This is a genomic window from Bacillus tuaregi, from assembly GCF_900104575.1.
Lineage (GTDB): Bacteria > Bacillota > Bacilli > Bacillales > Cytobacillaceae > Bacillus_BD > Bacillus_BD tuaregi.
Genome location: NZ_LT629722.1, coordinates 1 through 2379, shown reverse-complemented (window position 1 = coordinate 2379; position 2379 = coordinate 1). Strand labels below are relative to the sequence as shown.

The window sequence follows — 2379 nt, the reverse complement described above, 5'->3', positions numbered from 1 at the left end:
GTAAGCCCGTATTCAAACGACGCATATAAATAGAGCTGCACCTCCTGTAATATGATCATATCAATATTAAAGGGAGGTGCTTTTCATATGCCAGATCAAAAACTGACTATTGTTCCCGTTACACTTCTTCCTGAAAATAAAAGTAACTCCGTGTCACCACCAACCAGCTCTTCCTCTAGCATCTGCACAATCAAAACGGCAAATGCGGAAATCCTCTTTTATAATGGTGTAGACGAGCACATCATCCTAACAATCATGAGGGAGTTGAAGCATTGGTGAAACATGATTATACGGATGTGAAAAATATCTATATTGTTTGTGGAAAAACGGATATGAGAAAGGGCATTGACGGATTAGCTGCCCTGGTTCAAGATTCTCTTGAATTAGATCCTTATGGGGATTCGATATTTCTTTTTTCCGGATGGAAGAAAGATAGATATAAATGTTTATATTTTGATGGAGATGGTTTTGCCCTTCTCTATAAGCGTTTAGATAATGGGAAGTTACAATGGCCTAAAGATGAACAAGCAGTACGTAATCTATCCCAAAAACAGCTCAGGTGGCTGCTCGAAGGCTTAGCTATTCAGCAACCAAAAGCTATTCAATCATCGGAAAAAGGAACTTTTTAAACACTATTATTTTTTCTTTATCTCCACGTTCGAACTGGTTATAATAATAAGAACGAAAACGAACGGAAAGTGGTGAATGATATGGTGAAAGCTTCTTCTACGAATGAAAATCAGAACGAGAAAATAATTCGGCTGCTTGAAGAGCAGTTGGCTCATTCAAATCAACAAAACAAAGAATTATCGAAACAGATTGAAGCATTAACCGATCAAGTACGCCATTTAACTAAGCTTTTATATGGATCAAAAACTGAAAAAACGAAATATAACGCACCAGACGGGCAAGGTACGTTATTTGATGATGACCCGGTTTTTAGCGAACCTGAGCACACAGAAGAACAAAGCCAACAGACTATTTCTTATACTGTTGTACGAAAAGTTCAAAAGAAAAAACGAAATGATTCACTGCATGATGGCATTGAAGTAGAAGCTATCCACCATCATCCGGAAAATACGACTTGTGACTGTTGCCAAGACCAAATGATTGAAATAGGCAGTTCAATCGTACGTGAAGAGGCTGAATTTATTCCTGCCAGAATGAAGAAAATACAACATATTGAGCATGCATATGAATGTAAGAATTGTAAAAGTGATCTATCTCAAAAAGCGCAAATAAAACGTGGAAAAGCACCGCAACCTCCCATTCAACGTAGTATCGCTGGTCCAAGCGTTCTTGCCAAAGTAATACATGATAAGTTTTCACTATACTTACCACTATACCGACAGGTAAAGGAATGGGATCGTTCTGGTCTGAGTACTAATGATAAGAACCTTTCAAATTGGGTTATTCGTGCATCGCATGATTGGCTATTGCCTATTTACGAGAATATGAAGCATTTAATGATGTCTAAATCGCTCATGCATGTCGATGAAACATATGCACAAATTATCAATCGATCCGATGGGAAATCTGGACAAACCAATGCTTATAATTGGGTATTTCGAAGTGTGCCGAGTCAAGGACCAATAATAACTCTATTTCAAAGTTCATTATCACGTGGTCGATCTGTTCTTGAAAATTTCATTAAAGGATTTTCCGGAACGATTATTTGTGATGGTTATTCTGCCTATGACAAAATTGAAGGTGTCACTTTCGCCAATTGCCTTGCGCACGTTCGTCGCTATTGGTTAAAAGTGGAGAGCAAAAACGGACATATCGGTGTAAAATATTGCGATGAATTATATCGATTGGAAAGGCAATTCAAACACTTGTCTCCAAGTAAGCGCAGAAAAAAACGACAAAAATACTCAAGGCCAATCCTTGAGGAATTTCTAGACTGGGTTGAAAAATCCCCATTCTTCGGCAAAAATGCGCTTGCGAAGGCAGCAGAATATACCTTAAACAGAGCGAATGGTTTAAAAGCATTTTTGATGGATGGTCGTATTGAAATTGATAATAATCCAGCTGAAAATGCCATCCGTCCAAGTGTAGTGGGCCGAAAGAACTGGATCCACTCAGTAAGTGAGGCTGGCGCAAAGGCCAATGCCATCTGTTTAAGTATTGCAGAAACTGCAAAAGCAAATGGTGTGGATTTTTATCGCTATCTATTGAAGTTACTGACGGATTTACCTAATCTAGATATCTATCAACAATCGGATATTTTAAATCAATATATGCCTTGGTCAAAAATGATCCAAGCTGAATGTGGAATTAACATGAAATAGCCGTACATCTGACAAAAAAAGTCATGATATACGGCTATTTGTCATGCATACCGGAAAGGTGCGCTTATTTTTATAATTCGGGCTTACT

3 protein-coding genes are annotated in these 2379 nt (G+C 38.0%); all 3 read left to right on the top strand.

The genetic code is table 11. The features are described from left to right. The first annotated feature begins 87 nt into the window (after nt 1–87). Complete coding sequence (locus BQ5321_RS00535) at nt 88–279, top strand: hypothetical protein (protein ID WP_071392721.1); 192 nt, start codon at nt 88–90, stop codon at nt 277–279. Continuing rightward, nucleotides 276–629, top strand: coding sequence for an IS66 family insertion sequence element accessory protein TnpB (gene tnpB, locus BQ5321_RS00530; RefSeq protein ID WP_200798700.1), 354 nt, complete (start codon nt 276–278; stop codon nt 627–629). Before BQ5321_RS00535 ends, tnpB begins: the two co-directional genes overlap by 4 nt. Before the next feature lie 81 nt (nt 630–710). Further along, complete coding sequence (tnpC, locus tag BQ5321_RS00525; RefSeq protein WP_071392719.1) at nt 711–2291, top strand: IS66 family transposase; 1581 nt, start codon at nt 711–713, stop codon at nt 2289–2291. Nucleotides 2292–2379: the final 88 nt, after the last annotated feature.

What these genes read in the sequence shown, in the direction of transcription:
- BQ5321_RS00535 (WP_071392721.1), top strand. Translation starts at nt 88, where the DNA reads ATGCCAGATCAAAAACTGACTATTGTTCCCGTTACACTTCTTCCTGAA.
- tnpC (WP_071392719.1), top strand. Translation starts at nt 711, where the DNA reads ATGGTGAAAGCTTCTTCTACGAATGAAAATCAGAACGAGAAAATAATT.